This is a genomic window from Bacillus sp. LQ01, from assembly GCF_057624735.1.
In genome coordinates this window covers 1-17,041 of record NZ_JBYEZL010000007.1, presented here as the reverse complement: position 1 = coordinate 17,041, position 17,041 = coordinate 1, and the positions used below count along the sequence as shown (strand labels likewise).

Genomic DNA, 17,041 nt, shown 5'->3' with positions numbered 1-17,041 from the left:
GAAACTGCGAAAAGGAGGTAAATCATGAAGAAAATCACCATTATAATAGCAATTTTATTAATAGCTAGTGTAGGGTTTTTAATAAAATATCAATCTGATAATGAAAAACTTAAAACTGATAATATAAAATTAACGAAAAAAGTGGAAAAGGTGGAGGCACAATACAACGATACGAAAAAGGAATTGTTAGCTCTAAAGAGTAATAATCAACAACAAGTAAAGGAAGCTGCAGAACGATTTCTTAAAGCTTTCCGTACTTATGATACAGGTAAAGGCGAATCTTACCTTGCTAATATCGATGCATATATAACACCAAATGCAAAGAAAGAATTAACACCACCAGGTGGACCAACGCAATCTGCTCCAGGAACTGGAGATGAGAAAGAAAAGAAGAAAGTTTCATTTCAATCTGAATACACAGGTGGCGAGCTGTATTATGCATTTTTGGATACTACAAAAGCAAATGTATTAGCAAAAGTGAAAAGTAAAATTACAGTTAATGGTGTTTCATCTGATAATATGTCATTAATGCAAATAAACCTTATCTATGATGGAAATAAGAAATTATGGCTTGTCGACAAGCTTATACCTTTAGCAGATTTAAAAGATCGTATGCCTTAGGATTTGTACACACTTAACATGTAGATTAATAAAAAAATTCCCCTCTTTTTATTTTTTACAAGAGGGAATTTTTGGGATTTTGTAAACTTAAAATAGGGACGTGAAGTAATTACTAATGTAGGGGTGTTTTATCTCTTCAATTATGTAGATAACAACTGATTTTAAGGGGGGATAAGTTGAAGAAAGGCACCTTAGGGTGTCTTTTTTTTCATTTCGACATAATATGACAAAATAGTTGTGATTATATTTGTTATGATAGTTCAGGTAAATCTTACATTTTAAACGCTGGGGGATACATACTATGAACAAAAAACTATTAACAACACTTACTTGTTTCGCTTTATTTATGGGATTAGCAGCATGTTCATCTAACGAGACAGCAAGTACTTCCAAAGAATCTAAAGCTGAGCAAGAAGCACAAAAGGAAGCTGAGAAAGCGAAGAAAGCTGAAGAAAAAGGGACTGTGAAAAAGGAGAAAGCTGAACAAGAGACGGCTGAAAAGCAACGCAAACAGCAAGAAGAGGCTACAAAAAAGGAACAACCAACAACTACTTCTGGTAACACTATTAAAGGCTTAAAAGACGAACTATCCATTGGTATGCCATTTAAAGATTATCTTGCTAAAAAGAAATCATTAAATGTAGAGAATCCCTTCAGTATTTCACTCGGAAAAGGTAATGTAGGTAGTGTTCTTCAAGCTCAAGATGGAGTATTAGTTGTATGTATTGATGGAGAAAAGATATTCGATTTAAAAACATTTAAAAATGTTGAAGAAGCTAAAGAATACGAAAAGAGCTTAAAAGTAAAATAATAGATTCAATTCATATTTCTCAATCACCAATATAACTTAATATGGTAAAATATTATTTGGATGAAATTCCAAATGCATATTATTAAAATTAAAGTGGTTCAAGTCGGAGGAAGGCACCTTAGGGTGTCTTTTTTTCTACCTATAAATGATTAATTGTTATATAATAATATTATTGTATTTGAGGAGGAACATAAATGAATAAAAAACTAATCATTGGAATTATCGCTGTACTAGTAGCTATCATTGCTTCTGTAGCTATTTTTAAAGATTCCAAATCAGAAGATATGAAACCTAAGTATTCACAAAAAGATATGGATAAAATTATTGATCAACACTTTAATGAACAGCAAGAATTAAAAACACAAATCAAAGAGTTGAAATCTAAAGTAGACTCCTATGAAAAAGAGCAAACTAGGTCACTTCAAAAAACTACACAGCCGAGTCAAGAAATACCTAAACCGCAAGAACAAGAACAGCCTAAAAAAGAAGACGTAAAGCCGGAGTCTCAACCGGAAAAGAAAGAAGTACCTAAACCAGAACAAACTACTGGAACATTAGCGAACCCAGTAAAGAACATCGACAAAACAGAAGCTATGAATAAGGTTAAAGAAAAAGCTAAGAAAGACTTCCCAGATGATTATTCTACTCAAAATTATGTTGCAAATAAACAATCCAAAGCATTTGACTATTTAAATAACATTGAAATTAAATCGCAAGAAGAATTAAATATTATAAATAAGGCACTACGTGATTTTCCTACTGATTTTTCAACAGCAAAATATGTATATGAAAAACAAATGAAAGCTAAAGGTGAGCAAGAGGCCCAGTAATAATTTAATAAAATAGATAATAAATATGGTAAAATAATATTTGGATGGGAGTCCAATACATATTATTAAAATTAAAGTGGTTTAAGTCGGAAGGCACCTTTGGGTGTCTTTTTTTATAAAAAAGGACTCATAAAACGCCTTGAATTATTTAATTTAAATATTTATATTATATTAATACATTGTAACTAAATATATTAATATAAAACAATAAAAATTTGTTATAATTAGTAAAAAATTCTATTAATTAGATAGAGAGGATACAATATTATGGGTTATAAATTTCGTAGAATTATCCAGTTTTCCCCGGGTGTGAAAATTAACTTTACATACACAGGTATGGGAGGGAACTCTATTTTACCTGAATCAAGAACAACAACTTATGTACCTGGAACTGGAATCTCGTATACACCACGAATAGCTGAGTCAAACAACTATTATATACAACGAGGGTATCAAGGACCAAACACTTCCTATCCCACTATGGATGAACAAGATTACAATACGGTAAATGCATTTGAGCCAGTAAAAGAAACCCAAACTTACCTTGTTACTGCTTTTCGTAAAAAGGATAATCAAGTAAACTCCGTAGGTAGAAAACTAATGAAACCACTTTCCATAATTGCAGGCGTTTTTGCGGGCCTATTCTTAATTATGATGCTTATTATACCTGCTCTAATCATGGCATTCTTTTCTTTCCTATGCTATAAAAATATAAAAACACCATTTGCAGTTGTATGCCCAGAATGTGATGCTGAAAATCTATTCATTTTTGAGGAAGAGAAGATTGCTTGTCGTAAATGTAAAAGTACTCTTATAATCCAAAAATAAATGGTTCTCAAATTAACGGCTCTTTAGTAGTCAAAACAATATAAATCTAATTATAAGTATAAATAGATAAAAAGAGGGATAAGTGAATATCATTATTAACTTTGAAGCGTTTAATCCAACTATAAACGACTTAGCTATCAAACTTGCTATGGTACTGTTTATACCGTTATTTTTAGCATTGATTGTCAAAGTGATACTTATGAAATTTATAAAAGAATCAATTGCTAGCAGATTAGCAAGTCTATCTTTGTTATTTTTTATGTACTATGTATTTAAATTTGTTACAGCGTAAAAGGCACCTTAGGGTGTCTTTTTTGAGTATAATCTATTCAAATAAATAGAAAAGCCTCATTATTGGAGGCTTTTCATAATATATTTATACTCTATTATTTTCTTCCTTCATATTTAGCAATATATTTTTTACCGCACCCTTCTAAATATTCTTCTTTATATCCTTTGAAATTCCATTTGATTCCCTCTTTATCAGTGTATGAATTAGAAAATGCGCTACTACTTTGAACAACATACTTAGTGTATACACCATTGCTATAGGATACAGCCGAATTGTAACATTTGTTATATGGGATATCTACATTTGCTGATGCTGCCCCAATCCCTCCTGTCAATACAATACCTGCTGCTAATGCTCCTACTACTAATTTCTTGAACATAATAATTCCCCCTTAAATATTTTTAATAACTTGCATCTTAAATGTATCACTTTTGTATTTTTTGTAAATATTTTGAATTTGTAGAAATATTTATTTGAATCTTATTAATATTGGTAATCCATTTTATCAAATGGAAAATAGAGGGATTTATAGTGATATGTAATAATGCATGTTCATTCAGAAAAAAATCGTGATAAAATCTAAGCACCTGATCTATTTTTTCAGTTATCTTAGAAACCTTACTTCTTATTTACCCACATGGGGGGCGCTTTATAGCGTCTTTTTTTATTTTCAAAAGGACCTGCTCATTTAATTCATAAAAACATAAAGTAATTTGAATCCATTAAAATACATGAGTGACTCCTTATTTTTCTCCTACTATTTAAAGGAGGAATTATTATGGGCTTTGGTGGTAGCTGTGGCGGCTGTGGCTTTGCAGGAGGATTTGCTTTATTAGTTGTATTATTTATTTTATTAATTATTGTTGGAGCTTCTTGCTTCTGCTAAAAACTATTGGAAAAGACACTCTTATTTGGATGTCTTTTCTTTTTTCTCAATATAAGAGCTATAAAAATATGCTATGGTTTTAATAGAAATTCCCTTTTGTGCAATGAGATAAAAATACCCAACAAAAAACCCACCTATTTCCGTAGGTGGGCCTTATCTTTATTACACAATACCAAATTATACTCTAATTTTTTTCATAAACTTTATGCAATTATACATATTCATAAAAATTACACCAAATAAATATTACATATAGTAAAATATAAATTGTGGATACATTCTATAAAGCAGATTCTTTTGAAAGGCGTAACATATCGATAATTATAAAAGGTGTGGCGTCACTCTAATACTGATCTCAAATCTCTTGTACTTTGTGAACTAACAATCTGGTGTATATAGACGATTCTGTTTTATAGGATGTGTTTACACGTATAACAAAGGGATAATACGGATAGGTTTATACTAAATGAACGTGGTTCAAGTCGGAGGAAGGCACCTTAGGGTGTCTTTTTTTATGAAGGAAAATTATGAAAATGCAGATTTACCAAGCTAAGAGTATACAAGATTTTATTCATTTTTTCGGCTAATCCAGTAATAAAAGAGAAATCTAAAACCGAGCCATAATAGGAATGTATAAAAAGATGAATAGCTTTATAGAAAATAAAAAAGGGGATTCCTTCTGAGAGTAAGGATTCCCCTTTTTCATTGCTACCGATAATTTTATGTTATGTTAACTGGGTTTGTATACGATATACATTAAATGACGATATAAACTAGTGCTGCTATAAGATTTGGAATAGCCATTATTAAAAAACCTTTTGATTGATCAATACGGCCAATTTTACGCGTTTCCTTTTTTGAAGAAAAGGTTCCTTTGTTACCTAAAATTAAACTATCAATGAAGTAAGCTAAAGCTAACCCAATGCTAATTAACCCAAAAGTTCCACATACATAATAAATGTGGCTCCAATCCCGACTAAAATAAGCTTCTACAGATACGATAAGTAATAGGAGTATTCCTGGAATGAGTCCTCTTTTTGTCATTATGATCCCTCTTTCAAAAAGATTTGATATCCATATAATACCATATTATTGAGTGTATATTTTTTAAACAAATTCCGATAATGATGCGTTATGTTAACCGAGCATGTATACGGTATTCAAAATAGATTTCTGATTTTCCTTTTCCATCCATGATACAATTTATTAAATAATTTACTTGTTTGTTGTACCTTGGAAGATGAAAGGAGTTAAATCTGAATGAAAAAGGTTTTAGAACGTGAGGAATTTGTTGATATAGGTGGATTTCAATTATATACAAAAATATTTGGAAGTGATAAAGAAACTCCAACCGTAGTAATGGACGCGGGTTATGGTGATTACTCTAAAGCTTGGAATAAAATAGTATCGCAAATTGCGGAATTTACAAAAGTTCTGGTCTATGATAGAGCTGGTTTAGGAAAGAGTGATTCTAGTCCCAACAATAGAGTTAGTTCTGAAATGGTAAAAGAGCTAAGAACATTACTAAAAAAATTACAATTAACCCCTCCTTATATTTTTGTGGGGCATTCCTTTGGTGGAGTAAATGTTCGATTATACGCATCTTTATATCCAAGCGAGGTAGCAGGTCTAATACTTGTAGATTCAACCCCAGAGGACTATAGAGAACGATTTCTTCCCATCATGCCTTCAGATTTCCAAGAAGCTTATAATAAACAATTTATTTATGAAGGTACATACGATCAGTTTATGAAGAGTCTTGAAGAAGTACGATTACACAGAAAAACACTTATAGATACAAACGTTATTATTCTTTCTGCAGGAAAAAAAGCTTTTTATTCCACTGATGCACAAAACTTATGGTTGCATATGCAAGAGGAATTATTGGATTTATCAACTAATAGTTCCTTAGTTATAGCACCTAACAGTGGACACTATATCCAAAAGGATGAGCCACAATATGTAATAAATGCGGTCAAAAAGGTTCTTCAGATCATATAATTAAATTCCGTTAACGAGAATTATGTAAATGAGCTGTCCATATGGGCAGCTCATTGTATTCTTTGCTTAGCTTGGTTTTTTCCGAAATGTGGCGGTACCCCATATACAACAACAGGAGAATTGGAAGTATTTCTATTTTTGCGAATGAGGGTATCAACATTAGAAAGGGGTATAGCTCAATTAGAAAATAATGAATTAGATATAGAAGAAATGAGACAATGGGGAAAAGATAGAAAAGTTGAAGCGGATTTTGTTATTGCTGTGACAGATAGAGAATACTTGCACGAAAAGCTTCTAATAGTTTATCGAAAAGAGTTGGTCCAGTGGGAGTCTGGACTTAAGAGATTGTAAGAGTATGATTGATGAATGTGGAATGGAACAACCTTATTAAAAGAGTTTATTTATTCGACAATAAACCGTTTTTTATGTGATAATTAAACTATTCTGATTTTTGGTTTTATTGTATAGATTAAGAAACTCGAAAAGGGGCGTTCCATATGAATAATGCTGAATTACTTTTTCAAACCCTGAAAGACAATGGGTGGGAAGAAATACAACGTATGATTGCAGAACAACAAGAGGAGACTGTGTTCTTAGATTTCAAACGGAAAACTGATCATACTACCAATGAACCTGCAACACCGGATAGAAAGAACTACGCAAAAGCATTATCTGGGTTTGCTAACACCTCGGGTGGCATTATTATTTGGGGAGTTGATGCAAGGAAGAATGATGATGGAATAGATGCAGCAATAGGTCAAAAACTTATCGCTAATGCAAAAGCGTTTCAGGGAGAATTAAATAGCCTTCTAGCTAATGCACTTAGTCCTTTGTTACCTGGGATTGAGAATATTCATATTCTCAATCCCAATAACCCTAAAGAAGGGTTTGTTGTAACATACGTTCCTGCTAGTGATCTACCGCCACATCAAGCATTACTCCAAGTAAATAAGTATTGCATGAGATCAGGAGACAATTTTGTACAGATGGAACACGCCAATCTAGCTGATGCCTTCGGAAGACGACAAAGACCTGTTTTGCAGGTACAGTATGAAATACAAAGAGGGCTTACTTATGGTGGAGTTGTTGGTGAAAGACAATTTGAATATTCTATTGTGGTAGGTATCCGAAATATTGGCCGCTATGTAGCAACGTACCCAGCAATTCGCATCAAAGAAGGTAAAAATCTACGATTGTTGGAGCGAGCATCCGAACAAGGACTGCCTTTAATATATCAATCAAAAGTTGATATTCAGGAAAATGGCTATATGTTCGTTGGTGGTGTAAATGATGTAGTTCATCCAGGCTCTTATAAAGCCGTGTACCCTCTAACTATTAAGGGGAATATCAAAGAGGCACATATCAATGGCACCGAACCTTTGCCAGATGATTATACTTTTTCTTTCTCTTATGAAATCTTTGCACAAGGGTGCGAACCTGTAAAAGGTGAAGTCACAATACCGTTTGAGGAAATAAAAAAAGTGTTGTAGACCAAATAGTGGTGTTAATCTAGATACTTGAAAATGAAGTTATACAAAAATGTTTTTATTGAATATATATTCCGTTGATATTTGTAACAAATATGTTGGATTAAATCCATAAAAAACCCGGAAAGGGAACTAAAAAGTAACAAAAGAGCAAGATGAACAGATTTTAGTTCTGTTCATCTTGCTTCGCTTCAAGAGAAAAAAGCATCTTTGTAGATGCTTTTTTTTATTTTTTAATAAGAACTAAATCTAGTGCCATTATGATATCTTTTTTGTAAACATCTATACCTTTTTCCTCAGCAATTCTTGCTATATGTTCAGCTCTTGCAGGTTTATTAGGTAAAGATCTTACCTCATCGATATGTTCCTGAATTAAACTTTCAATTGCTTCTTGTTTTTTTCTCTCTTTCTCTTTAAACAAATTCTTTCTTTTTTCATAACCTTGTTCCCTAAGTTTCTGATCGTACCCCTCTAATTCGAATTCATAGTTAGAAAGAAAAGCTTCTATCATCCCCTCAGCAGTATCGATATCAAAATTACTCATAGCAACTCTATATAAAACACCCTCATTAATAACGTCTAATAGGTAAGCATCTAATAATCCTAAATGATTTTTTACCACTTTATTATGATGATCAATAGCAGAATCTAAGCCTTCTATATATCCATATTCTTTTAGGAATTCCATTGTGTTTTCATCAATCAGATTTTCGATTGCATCGTCTGGTATAAAATATTCTTCTTCATTTATAACAAAAGGCTGGTATGTAACAGTTTTTATTTCCTTTTGTTTAATAAATTCAACCATTTTTTCAAACTGATTCTCACCGGATAGCATATACGTTGGCATATCACCCTCCACCATAAAAGCATTAACCGGGAAAATACCTTGCTTATTGAAAAACTCCTCTAATTCATTTATACTCTTGAAAATCATTCATCTCACTCTTTGTTGTTATCTTTGTTATAAATTTATCCATTAATATAAATAAATTATAACATCATCAAAATATGGAAATCTAATAAATGTAATAATATATAATTTTACGTTTTGTCAGCGGGATCTCTAGTAGAACTATTACACAAAATTGATGGGATTTTGATTATATAGGATAAATCGAGGGAGTAACTGGTAAAAAATCGAAATTATTGTAAGATGTTAAAAGAAGTATGGCTTATAGGAATTAAAGATATTGATAGCCTACATAAATAGAAAGCCGTTGTTCGGGTAGCAATATATTTGAATAAATATATAAGGAGTGTTGTAAAATGCCAGTTTCTTTTACACCTGACACACCAATAAAAATAACAGAGTTTGATTATAAAGGGTTCTTAGATTCTCAGTCTGCATATTTAGGAGAGTATTCATTCTTTGAAAAATGGAAGGAACATTGGCTTGAAATTTTTATGGCCGAAGAAGCAGCGATAAAAGAGTGTATGGAGAGATTTCCAGGGTTAAATCCAATTCTAGCACGTGCTAAACACTATCCGAACCGATCAATAGGGGAATATGAAATGTATTCGTTTGATAATATCACGCCTTGTGGTACGGTAGCACTTCATTTTGATGTCGAGAATATGAAGGAATTTTTAGAAGTGAATCAATTAGAAAAAGAAACTTTAAATATTTCGCAAATTTACGTTGATCCGGAAACACCTGTTATCCAGGAGAAAAAGCAGGATCATCGAATTCCATTCTTTGTGAGAATGTATGGTACACCTCATTCTTATATATGTGTAGATGGCAATAAAAGAGTACAGGTTAGATTGGCAGAAGGACAAACGGAATTTGAAGGATATGTGTTTTATCCAGAACATTATCAAACAATGTTTGTTTTTGGAGTTGATGTGAACTATTATATTTTGATGTACGAGTTAGATGCATTATTCGAAAAAAAAAGAAGAAGGTTACGATGAACAGGGTATTTATGAATCAACTCAGATGTATTTGCAATCGGTATATAATAAATAAAAATGAAAGAGATAAGCATAACTAATTGCTTATCTTTTTTTAGTTTGTTTAGTGTGAATGAAGTCTTGGTCATAACTTAACGTTTTTGGTTACACTTATTTAATGAAAAGATCTTAGGTCTGTTCATTTTGCTTCGCTTCAAGAGAAAAAGGCATCTTTGTAGATGCTTTTTTTTTTATTTTATTTACATAATTAAAAGGTGGCACCAAAAAGTCCCTAAAACGATCGTTTATGGAACTATATTTATATTTGTCAAAACTGACTGAAATATGTTTAAAATCCAGTTCCAAAACTCATTACCAAAAACAAAGTATTATACCAAACATCAAACACCATTTATGGAATCTTCTTAACGTACGGAAAAATCAAGTTTTTTAAATGAAAAATTCCTTAGCGTACGAAATTCGCTTTATGTTGGCGGGATCCAAAGAATAACTTGATAGAAAAATATGATACAATTAAAAATCTGAAAATTCAAATTAAAAAATAAATAATGATAAAAGGGGAAAGTTTATGATTAAAACCGCTGTAAAACTTGTAGAATTAAATGCAGAAAACTGGTATGAATGTTGTAAATTAGAATTATCCGATTCATCAACTTGATTATAAACACATTTTGCTTCTCCAAAAAGACCACCTGTGTCCCATTCGCCACCATAATGAGCACATCTTAAAGGATCACGATCGTCTCGTATACTTGGATGTGTATTTGGTTCATAGTCATTATTTATAATACTACTAACAATAAATGCCCCTCCGATTACAAATACCACAGCAACGATTAAGAGTGTTTTCCCATTAGGACCGGTAATAATGTCGTTTACAACTTCTTTTGCTTCTTGCTGAGTTTCACCTTTTGAAAATAATGAAAGAATAATAGAGATTATAAATTTCAGAAAATATTTCTAAAACACTTAGTTTCTCAGTTAAAAGTATCAATAATCCAATTAGAAGTATTATTTTTGAATTTTATAAATATTGAACAAGGGAGAGGAGATATTTTTATGGATTCAAAAACTTATGAAAAGCTACAGGCACTACGTAGATATAAAGAGCCAATTCAAGCAGTATTGAGAACGGTTAAAAGACATGATAAAGAAGATCCAGATACTGAATACGCTGAGTTTGCCCTTGAAAACGGTAAGATTATAGGTATTTGTAAAAAAGAAGACTTCTCTGATTATTCTTTTAGAAGTATTACTCAATTCACAGGTAATATTTTTAATGTAGTAATTACTCAAATGTCTGATGAACTGGATGTAAATAAAGTTCAGGTATCAGTAAAAGAAGCAAGTAGGAGATCGGCAGACGCTTTAATTCGTGAATTAATAGAATTGGAGCAGGATGAAAAATTGCAAGAACCAACCTACGAAGCAGAGGTAACTGGGTATAACATGAATGCTCAGGTTCCTACTATATTTTTACGCATTAATGGTGCGGAATGCTTCATGAAATTACATGAACTAAACTATGGAAGAGTATATAAAAACGCTGTGGATCGCTATGCGCCTATTGGTGAACGCATCCCAGTTAAGGTTCTACAATTTAATCAGGAGCAACGACTAATTCACGTTTCTAGGAAAGCGGCAGTGGAAAATCCTTATCAGTTGTTATCTGAATTAGCTGAAGGGGACACAATTGTAGGGCGAGTTGTAAATGTTGACCCGCGTTTTGGAGTTTTTGTTGAATTGGATCAAGGCTGCACAATTAAAGGAATTGTCCCTAAAACAATCGAACAGCCAGTATTGGATGAAGTAGTAAGTATGAGAATTGTGAATGTGGATGTAGAAAAAGAGAGAGGGTCGGGGGTTATCTTCAAGTTTCCTTTTGGACGCAAAAAAGTTAACGACCCAACGGCGTTTTTATATAACTAATGAGTGCGCCGCAGGTTTCCGTACAAGAGAATGGAAAGGCGGTTCAATATTGGCTTAATAGGGACCAATCTTTATCACTTTGGGATGACCCCTCTTTACAGGGGGGACCAATTCTTCCAGATAAATTCAAACCACTCACAGACTTACGTAGTATTTATGACAGAATTAATTCAGGTTTTATAAATGAAAAAGACAATTTAATACTAAAGCTTATTTGGGATTCGTTAGCAATTACTGAAGCTCAAATTAAAAATTTTGTGGAGTCTAAAATTAGTAGGTCTCAGGTTTCCGAATCGCTGAAAAAGCTAGTACTGTATGGATTTGTTAGTAGATGGGAGATAAAATCGGGGCTATTCCCGGATCAGCCTAAAACCTCTGCTCCAATTACACTCAATACTGCAGGTCATTTGATGATGTGGGCTTATCATAACCGTAATACAAACTATTCTTTAAAGCCAGAGCAGTGGTTAAAACTTGGGGTGGCGGGTGTACAGAGATTTGTCACTATGAATCAGATAAAATACGAGTTTGCAGTAGGCCAACAGTTATTAAAAAATTGGTGCTGGTATCCGAAGCTACAAGGTACTGGTAGGGGATATAATCCAATTGCTGTTGGAGAAATTAAAACTCCAATTGGAAATCAAAACTTCATATTTGAAAGGGTGCAACAGGGGCAGCGATATGCACAGCACTTAAAATCGCGATTGAAAATTTGGGAAGATCAAATTCAAAATGGACCAAATAATTTATTGAACTTCGAAAATACGAAGAGTTTACCAGGTATTTTTATTTTATCTATATCAAATCTTGCTTTAGCAGAACATGTTAGAAAGGAGCTAATGTTAGACTTACGAAAGATTCCTATAATGCTCGTAATAGACGAATGTATTCACAATGAGGGATTCGCAAAATCTTTTTATATTTCAACTCAAAACGGAATTCAGCAAGCACCATTACCATTTTTGAGATAAAAAGAGCTGCTTCAGGTAAATGTGCTGAAGCAGTTTTTTGTTGTTTTAACGATGAATTGATATTCACAACTCAATTTTTGTTTGCAATATATCTAATTTCATTTTTTATAGACTTCAATTAGAGTTGTTTTAATGAAAAAATAATGTGTTGATTAGATAATTAAATAAGGCTTTACTATTCCTTCCTAAAATGAACAGAAATGTATAATCAAATGTCCCTAAATGTAACAAGGGGGCAGTAAAATTTGGTTTATATTCATTTTTTTTAGCTATTTTAGTAGCTAGTTATGTTGTGGGCCAATATTTTATTATGAATGGATTTCAAACAGGACTTGTTAAAATGAAACTTATGTTTGTATCTAAATTAATTGTTTTTTGGTATATAATGTTATTTATACATATTACAACTAGTATAGTAGCATTAGTAAATGGTCCGTTTACATTATCCACAAAATTTAGAGGAAAGAATATCAACCGTCATCGAATAGTTGGGAAAATCTATATAATTGGTATATTATTAGGCTGCGTTTCAGGATTGTACTTATCCTTTTACGCTATGGGAGGATTGGTAGCAAAGCTTGGTTTCGATTTGTTATCCGTATTTTGGCTAACATCAGCATATCAAGCATTAAATAGAGTTAAGAATAAGAAAATTCAAGACCATCGAAATTGGATGATTAGAAATTATTCTTTAACCTTTGCGGCAGTTACATTAAGAATTTGGCTATCTTTGTTTGTATTGCTATTTGGATTAGAGCAGTTTGAAGTTAGTTACACTGTTATTGCTTGGTTAGCATGGATACCAAATGTAATTATTGCAGAATTATTTATAAAACAAAGACTTAATAAAGGAAAATACCTGGTAAATGAGGATGTACATTTATGATGCAAATCTGATTTTATGTTAAGGATTGAATTCCTCAGCAATTCAATGTTTTTTTGTGATTTTTTCGCTGAGATTATGGAGTAACCTACCTTGACGCTAGCGAAAAAATAATTGAACGAATGAAGTACGTTATTCAAAAGATTACTTTACCTTTTAATATTTTTACAGTATTAAACCAGAGAACTTTTCTTATGTAAGGAAGGGATATGAGGAGTTATATGAAAAGAATGAAAAATGTATGGTTATTAGTGTTATGTTTCTTATGTTTGAGCGGGTGCAATTATGAAAATGAAGATCAGGTGAAAAAATATATAAAAGAAAAACATGGTTTCGATGTTGTTGTAACAGATTGGGGCGGGATACATGAAGGAAATATGGGACATACGTACCATACTGTTCAGGCAAAGGATAATAAAAATATTCAATTTCGAGTAGAGGTAAATGGCATCTTCTATTCCACAATACAAGGTGATGAATACGAATATGGGAAAAACACATACGAGGAATATAAGAAATTCAAACCCATTCTTGAAGAAATGAAAAAGTTAGGTTACGAGGAATCTGAAAATAAAAATGTTCTTCAATACATAGTAGATTATAACAATGCAGCAGAAAAACCAACAGATGAGTTGTTATTAACCTTAAAAATGAGTAAGGAAATCGATTATAGTCAATTTGAAACTATAGAATTAGATCGTTTACATACATTATTCCAACTCATTCAAAAGAGTAATAGAAAGATAACAGAACTTGAAATTGAGGATCATAATGGTAAATCGATTGGTCTTCCTTTCGAAAATGTGCAAAAGGGTATAACGAAAGAAGAACTTCTACTAACAATGAAAGACACAGTAAGCGGTTATTGGACATATTTAATTGAAACACAAACAAAAGTCGTTGAAAGATTAAAAGAAATTCAAAATGACCGCTTTGTAATTAAAGATATTACTTGTGCACATCCGACGGAAGGTAAATGTCCAAAATATGAAGCTACGATAGTTTTTAATGACAGTTCTATGGAGTATAAAAATGATCCCGATGTAATAAAGGATCTGACAAAGGTGATTACGATTCTTAAAGAAGAACTACATAACGAGAAATTTGATATATTTGTATCCAACAAAGATAGAACAATGTATTCACTCTGGCTAACGTCAGAGAAAATTCAAAACAGTAGTAACATCAATGAACTTATAAAATAATTGTATATCAAAAATAATATGTAATAGGTTCTATTGATAATTTTGTTTTTTCGATACAAAGTGCATAAATGGTTTTGCTGCTTTTTAAAGAAAATGAAAGTTTGTATTAATTTTTTAATACCTAACATAACCATCTAACTCTTAAACGATAGATGGTTATGTTAGGTATAAATGCTATATTTTCAAATGAAAGTCGTATAGTATGAAATATCTTTTTAGAATGAATCAACCAAAAGTTTATATTTCCTAGGAACATAAACAGAAAATGAACAAAATTTTTTATAAAAACTGTTCACGCAATCCTAAGGAAAGAGTTGGTTTTAACCAATCTTTTTTTAAAAATTGATTCCTTTTGAAAGTCATAGAATCTGATTTGGTAAGAGATTTTTGAAAAAGCTTTATTTTAAAGTAACGTTTAAAAGGAGTAAAAAATGAATACAATTAATAAAATCTTAAGCGATTTTGCAGATATAAATGCAGACGAATACGTAAGTAATTATTATGAGCTTAGTATTATGTCAGAAAATAAAAAGGACAATATTTTTGAACTTGCCAATAAGGCGACATACGCTACTAGTAATGACATATTAGAACTCATCCACTTGAAAGAATGGAAAAAAGAATTCCTAATTTGTCAATATCCCAATGGAGAGTCTTTTTGGTTTGGGAAAATACCGTACGGATATGATTTAAATGGATTGACGCCCAAGGAATTTATAATAGAGCAGTTATTAAATGTATTCAAACAAGAACCAGATGAGGTTTATTTGATTAAATTAGATCCAGGAGGTTATTATGCATGCTGTTATGAAGAATATTTGTTTAAGACAAACAAAGGGATTTATTTTTTTAGTATGCAAGTACACGATTAAATAATCAGGATTTGAAATATAGTTTTATTAATAAAAAAGATTGATAAACTAATAATAAAGAAGAAGTCTCCATGTCAAAGGAATAAGAATTAAATGAAGAAGACAGATAATCCAAGTGAATTTTGTATTCTTCTTAATTCCCATTATGTTTTTGAAAATAAAATTAAAAAACCAAGCACCTAAAATTGTAACAGTTAACTCAAAAATCGTGATTATCCATTCAAGTATAGTATGTTCTACATCAGGAGAAGCGCCAGCCATACCAAGAACAACTATAACTGGAAGTGAGGGTATGTAAACAAGTAAATAAGAAAAAAAGTAAAAAATATACTTTATCAATGTTTTTCCTTCCATAGAATCCACTCCTAAAATAGAACTAGTAGTTAAAGGCGAATTATCAAACTTACTCAAAAGTTACATATGTTATATTTTAAGTATATAAAGTTAGTGCTTTTATCCATAAATGGAGACCTCTAAATAATGTTATTTTAGAGGTCTTCAATGGTTACATATCATATAATATCAAGAAGTGATAAGGAACTATAGCAAACAATTAGTCTACATATATATCAGAAGTTAATAAGGAACTATAGCACAATTCAATCAATATTTTAAAATATATAATACTCAAAACAGATGATAATATACTATGAAATCATATCAATAGTAATAAGGAGCTATAGCTTAACCCTTTAAAATATATCCATATTATAACAAAAAAATAAAACATAAACACAAACAAAGATCTGAATATTCTGTTAAAAATAAATTGAATATGATGGTAGTAATTTATATAATGTATGTAAGACTTTCTTTTTTCTTTTTATAATCCATAAATACTACAACCCTTTCGGGGAAATGACTTTGTAAAGCAGCCTTGCTTGCAAAAATTCATATACCCGAAAGGGTTTTTTGTGTTTAAAAACAATTAGGCTTATGCCGTTTATATAGATATTTCTAAAAAGAAAGTATGAAAGTAGTTGTATATATTTGAAACGGAAAATTGCAGAAGGACAATTAGCGATGGATTTGTTTGATTTTTGAAAAAATGTAAAAAGTAAAGAGGAATTTAATAAAAAAATTAAAATTAAAACATTAAGGGAGGAAATTGTAATGATAGGTGAAACTTTTAACGAATTTCCCGAAAGAATTCTCCTTCCTCAAGCGTGTGAAGGGCGTAGCCCAACGGTAGGTGGGAGATAAATTTCGGTTTGGCGTAGCCAAAAGGTTTTCCTTTTTATTTTGCCTCTGATATAATCCGTCTTATAAATTATAAAGGCTGGTATATAAATGAAATTAGATAGTAATAACCATTCAGTATTCCTGTTGTATTATCACCTTGTGTTGGTCGTGAAATACAGAAGAAATGTGTTTGATGATGAAATGTCAGACTATGCAAAAGATATGTTTGTTCGACTATCTGAAAACTATAACATCACATTAGTTGAATGGAATCATGATGTAGACCATGTTCATATTTTGTTCAAGGCACACCCTAATACAGAAAT

The 17,041-nt window shown here is 31.5% G+C and carries 19 protein-coding genes and 2 pseudogenes; 16 read left to right on the top strand and 5 right to left on the bottom strand.

What is annotated here, in order from left to right; all coding sequences use genetic code 11:
* Nucleotides 1-24 precede the first annotated feature (24 nt).
* The 5 genes from AC22L0_RS26385 to AC22L0_RS26365 all read left to right on the top strand — a co-directional run bounded on the left by AC22L0_RS26385 (nucleotide 25) and on the right by AC22L0_RS26365 (nucleotide 3,382).
* Nucleotides 25-621 carry a hypothetical protein gene (locus tag AC22L0_RS26385; RefSeq protein WP_087967559.1) on the top strand — a complete coding sequence of 199 codons (597 nt, stop codon included), beginning with the start codon at nucleotides 25-27 and terminating at the stop codon, nucleotides 619-621.
* Between the two features lie 301 nt (nucleotides 622-922).
* The gene (locus AC22L0_RS26380) at nucleotides 923-1,432 is read left to right on the top strand and encodes a hypothetical protein (RefSeq protein WP_025118675.1); all 510 of its coding nucleotides are present in this window, start codon (nucleotides 923-925) and stop codon (nucleotides 1,430-1,432) included.
* Between the two features lie 194 nt (nucleotides 1,433-1,626).
* The gene (locus AC22L0_RS26375) at nucleotides 1,627-2,262 is read left to right on the top strand and encodes a hypothetical protein (protein WP_139894849.1); all 636 of its coding nucleotides are present in this window, start codon (nucleotides 1,627-1,629) and stop codon (nucleotides 2,260-2,262) included.
* A gap of 267 nt (nucleotides 2,263-2,529) precedes the next feature.
* On the top strand, nucleotides 2,530-3,090 hold the full coding sequence (locus AC22L0_RS26370; RefSeq protein ID WP_087967564.1) for a DUF4236 domain-containing protein: 561 nt from the start codon (nucleotides 2,530-2,532) through the stop codon (nucleotides 3,088-3,090).
* An 82-nt stretch (nucleotides 3,091-3,172) separates the two neighbouring features.
* Nucleotides 3,173-3,382: a hypothetical protein gene (locus AC22L0_RS26365; RefSeq protein WP_087967566.1), complete on the top strand. Its 210-nt coding sequence runs from the start codon at nucleotides 3,173-3,175 to the stop codon at nucleotides 3,380-3,382.
* A 94-nt stretch (nucleotides 3,383-3,476) separates the two neighbouring features.
* On the opposite strand, the gene AC22L0_RS26360 is transcribed toward AC22L0_RS26365, so the two are convergent.
* Nucleotides 3,477-3,761 (bottom strand): hypothetical protein, encoded by a 285-nt coding sequence (locus tag AC22L0_RS26360; RefSeq protein WP_087967568.1) that lies wholly within the window; start codon nucleotides 3,759-3,761, stop codon nucleotides 3,477-3,479.
* A gap of 399 nt (nucleotides 3,762-4,160) precedes the next feature.
* Between AC22L0_RS26360 and AC22L0_RS26355 the strand changes: the two genes are divergently transcribed.
* Nucleotides 4,161-4,268, top strand: a complete 108-nt coding sequence (locus tag AC22L0_RS26355; protein ID WP_000505671.1) for a YjcZ family sporulation protein — start codon at nucleotides 4,161-4,163, stop codon at nucleotides 4,266-4,268.
* A 756-nt stretch (nucleotides 4,269-5,024) separates the two neighbouring features.
* Here the strand turns inward: AC22L0_RS26355 and AC22L0_RS26350 are convergent.
* Complete coding sequence (locus AC22L0_RS26350) at nucleotides 5,025-5,312, bottom strand: DUF5316 family protein (RefSeq protein WP_087967569.1); 288 nt, start codon at nucleotides 5,310-5,312, stop codon at nucleotides 5,025-5,027.
* Between the two features lie 216 nt (nucleotides 5,313-5,528).
* Between AC22L0_RS26350 and AC22L0_RS26345 the strand changes: the two genes are divergently transcribed.
* From AC22L0_RS26345 to AC22L0_RS26335, 3 genes are all read left to right on the top strand, one after another.
* The gene (locus tag AC22L0_RS26345; protein WP_087967571.1) at nucleotides 5,529-6,269 is read left to right on the top strand and encodes an alpha/beta fold hydrolase; all 741 of its coding nucleotides are present in this window, start codon (nucleotides 5,529-5,531) and stop codon (nucleotides 6,267-6,269) included.
* Between the two features lie 144 nt (nucleotides 6,270-6,413).
* Nucleotides 6,414-6,620: a hypothetical protein gene (locus tag AC22L0_RS26340; RefSeq protein WP_140160749.1), complete on the top strand. Its 207-nt coding sequence runs from the start codon at nucleotides 6,414-6,416 to the stop codon at nucleotides 6,618-6,620.
* Nucleotides 6,621-6,766: 146 nt separating this feature from the next.
* Nucleotides 6,767-7,759: an AlbA family DNA-binding domain-containing protein gene (locus AC22L0_RS26335; protein ID WP_087967575.1), complete on the top strand. Its 993-nt coding sequence runs from the start codon at nucleotides 6,767-6,769 to the stop codon at nucleotides 7,757-7,759.
* Nucleotides 7,760-7,982: 223 nt separating this feature from the next.
* On the opposite strand, the gene AC22L0_RS26330 is transcribed toward AC22L0_RS26335, so the two are convergent.
* Entirely contained in the window at nucleotides 7,983-8,693 is a 711-nt protein-coding gene (locus AC22L0_RS26330) for a hypothetical protein (protein WP_087967576.1), read from the bottom strand.
* Between the two features lie 332 nt (nucleotides 8,694-9,025).
* Here AC22L0_RS26330 and AC22L0_RS26325 point away from each other — a divergent pair, with 332 nt between their 5' ends.
* Entirely contained in the window at nucleotides 9,026-9,673 is a 648-nt protein-coding gene (locus AC22L0_RS26325; RefSeq protein WP_087967578.1) for a hypothetical protein, read from the top strand.
* Between the two features lie 636 nt (nucleotides 9,674-10,309).
* Here the strand turns inward: AC22L0_RS26325 and AC22L0_RS26320 are convergent.
* Nucleotides 10,310-10,624, bottom strand: a pseudogene (locus tag AC22L0_RS26320) (hypothetical protein); the annotation flags it as partial.
* Nucleotides 10,625-10,732: 108 nt separating this feature from the next.
* Between AC22L0_RS26320 and AC22L0_RS26315 the strand changes: the two are divergent.
* The 5 genes and pseudogenes from AC22L0_RS26315 to AC22L0_RS26295 all read left to right on the top strand — a co-directional run bounded on the left by AC22L0_RS26315 (nucleotide 10,733) and on the right by AC22L0_RS26295 (nucleotide 15,533).
* The gene (locus AC22L0_RS26315) at nucleotides 10,733-11,602 is read left to right on the top strand and encodes an RNA-binding protein (RefSeq protein WP_087967580.1); all 870 of its coding nucleotides are present in this window, start codon (nucleotides 10,733-10,735) and stop codon (nucleotides 11,600-11,602) included.
* A complete protein-coding gene (locus AC22L0_RS26310) occupies nucleotides 11,602-12,573 on the top strand; it encodes a hypothetical protein (protein ID WP_087967582.1) in 972 nt (323 codons plus the stop codon). Before AC22L0_RS26315 ends, AC22L0_RS26310 begins: the two co-directional genes overlap by 1 nt.
* A gap of 243 nt (nucleotides 12,574-12,816) precedes the next feature.
* A pseudogene (locus AC22L0_RS26305) lies at nucleotides 12,817-13,459 on the top strand (DUF2306 domain-containing protein).
* Nucleotides 13,460-13,677: 218 nt separating this feature from the next.
* Nucleotides 13,678-14,661: a hypothetical protein gene (locus AC22L0_RS26300; RefSeq protein WP_087967584.1), complete on the top strand. Its 984-nt coding sequence runs from the start codon at nucleotides 13,678-13,680 to the stop codon at nucleotides 14,659-14,661.
* A gap of 431 nt (nucleotides 14,662-15,092) precedes the next feature.
* Nucleotides 15,093-15,533: a hypothetical protein gene (locus AC22L0_RS26295; protein WP_087967586.1), complete on the top strand. Its 441-nt coding sequence runs from the start codon at nucleotides 15,093-15,095 to the stop codon at nucleotides 15,531-15,533.
* Between the two features lie 48 nt (nucleotides 15,534-15,581).
* Here AC22L0_RS26295 and AC22L0_RS26290 read toward each other — a convergent pair whose 3' ends face one another.
* Nucleotides 15,582-15,887 carry a hypothetical protein gene (locus tag AC22L0_RS26290; RefSeq protein WP_087967589.1) on the bottom strand — a complete coding sequence of 102 codons (306 nt, stop codon included), beginning with the start codon at nucleotides 15,885-15,887 and terminating at the stop codon, nucleotides 15,582-15,584.
* Nucleotides 15,888-16,823: 936 nt separating this feature from the next.
* Between AC22L0_RS26290 and tnpA the strand changes: the two genes are divergently transcribed.
* On the top strand, nucleotides 16,824-17,041 hold a 218-nt coding region (gene tnpA, locus AC22L0_RS26285), incomplete at its 3' end, for an IS200/IS605 family transposase (RefSeq protein ID WP_487272525.1).

Bases quoted from the DNA above. Each gene is read 5' to 3' on its own strand.
- AC22L0_RS26345 (WP_087967571.1), top strand. From the start codon at position 5,529: ATGAAAAAGGTTTTAGAACGTGAGGAATTTGTTGATATAGGTGGATTT.
- AC22L0_RS26300 (WP_087967584.1), top strand. From the start codon at position 13,678: ATGAAAAGAATGAAAAATGTATGGTTATTAGTGTTATGTTTCTTATGT.
- AC22L0_RS26310 (WP_087967582.1), top strand. From the start codon at position 11,602: ATGAGTGCGCCGCAGGTTTCCGTACAAGAGAATGGAAAGGCGGTTCAA.
- AC22L0_RS26360 (WP_087967568.1), bottom strand. From the start codon at position 3,761: ATGTTCAAGAAATTAGTAGTAGGAGCATTAGCAGCAGGTATTGTATTG.
- AC22L0_RS26295 (WP_087967586.1), top strand. From the start codon at position 15,093: ATGAATACAATTAATAAAATCTTAAGCGATTTTGCAGATATAAATGCA.
- AC22L0_RS26290 (WP_087967589.1), bottom strand. From the start codon at position 15,887: ATGGAAGGAAAAACATTGATAAAGTATATTTTTTACTTTTTTTCTTAT.
- AC22L0_RS26325 (WP_087967578.1), top strand. From the start codon at position 9,026: ATGCCAGTTTCTTTTACACCTGACACACCAATAAAAATAACAGAGTTT.
- AC22L0_RS26350 (WP_087967569.1), bottom strand. From the start codon at position 5,312: ATGACAAAAAGAGGACTCATTCCAGGAATACTCCTATTACTTATCGTA.
- AC22L0_RS26375 (WP_139894849.1), top strand. From the start codon at position 1,627: ATGAATAAAAAACTAATCATTGGAATTATCGCTGTACTAGTAGCTATC.
- AC22L0_RS26340 (WP_140160749.1), top strand. From the start codon at position 6,414: ATGAGGGTATCAACATTAGAAAGGGGTATAGCTCAATTAGAAAATAAT.
- AC22L0_RS26385 (WP_087967559.1), top strand. From the start codon at position 25: ATGAAGAAAATCACCATTATAATAGCAATTTTATTAATAGCTAGTGTA.
- AC22L0_RS26355 (WP_000505671.1), top strand. From the start codon at position 4,161: ATGGGCTTTGGTGGTAGCTGTGGCGGCTGTGGCTTTGCAGGAGGATTT.
- AC22L0_RS26315 (WP_087967580.1), top strand. From the start codon at position 10,733: ATGGATTCAAAAACTTATGAAAAGCTACAGGCACTACGTAGATATAAA.
- AC22L0_RS26330 (WP_087967576.1), bottom strand. From the start codon at position 8,693: ATGATTTTCAAGAGTATAAATGAATTAGAGGAGTTTTTCAATAAGCAA.
- AC22L0_RS26380 (WP_025118675.1), top strand. From the start codon at position 923: ATGAACAAAAAACTATTAACAACACTTACTTGTTTCGCTTTATTTATG.
- AC22L0_RS26370 (WP_087967564.1), top strand. From the start codon at position 2,530: ATGGGTTATAAATTTCGTAGAATTATCCAGTTTTCCCCGGGTGTGAAA.
- AC22L0_RS26335 (WP_087967575.1), top strand. From the start codon at position 6,767: ATGAATAATGCTGAATTACTTTTTCAAACCCTGAAAGACAATGGGTGG.